We start from the raw sequence: 676 nt of genomic DNA on the forward strand, positions 1-676 counted from the left end.
AAATGGCTTGGCATACCAATATTTTTAGGGGTGTTGTGGCTAATATTTAAAGTTACTTTTACACTAGGTGCATATCCTCAAGGCTAAATGGCTTGGCATACCAATATTCTTAGGTGTGTTATGGCTTATATTTAAAGTTACTTTTACACTTGGTGCATATCCTCAAGGCTGGATTGAGATGGGTATTAGTGCATTATCATCTTTTGTATCAAATCTTTTGCCTGAAGGAAGTTTATTACAATCTGTTGTAGTTGATGGTGTGATAGGCGGTGTTGGTGCTGTGCTTTCATTCTTCCCATTAGTTTTAATACTATTTGTTGGTATATCATTCCTTGAAGACTGCGGTTATATGGCTAGGGCTGCATTTTTAATGGATAAGGTTATGCATAAGTTTGGTCTTCATGGTCAATCATTTATACCTATGTTCTTAGGTTTTGGCTGTACTATACCTGCTACTATGGCTGCTAGAACTTTGAGAAACAAAAAAGATAGAATTGTAACTGTACTTATAACCACATTTATGAGCTGCGGTGCTAGAATTCCTGTTTATGTATTATTTACAGCTGCATTCTTCTCACCAAAAATGGCTCCTACTGTAATGTTTAGTATATATATAATTGGCGTAATAATGGCTTTTCTTGTGGCATTTATATTAAGAAAATTATTTTTCAAAGGC

1 protein-coding gene is annotated in these 676 nt (G+C 34.8%); it reads left to right on the forward strand.

From position 1 onward, the window contains the following. Nucleotides 1-67: 67 nt before the first annotated feature. Nucleotides 68-676 (forward strand): nucleoside recognition domain-containing protein (locus GQX97_RS13525; protein ID WP_304488839.1); only part of this gene is annotated, 609 nt, incomplete at its 3' end.

This window comes from Brachyspira sp. SAP_772 (assembly GCF_009755885.1).
Taxonomy (GTDB): domain Bacteria; phylum Spirochaetota; class Brachyspiria; order Brachyspirales; family Brachyspiraceae; genus Brachyspira.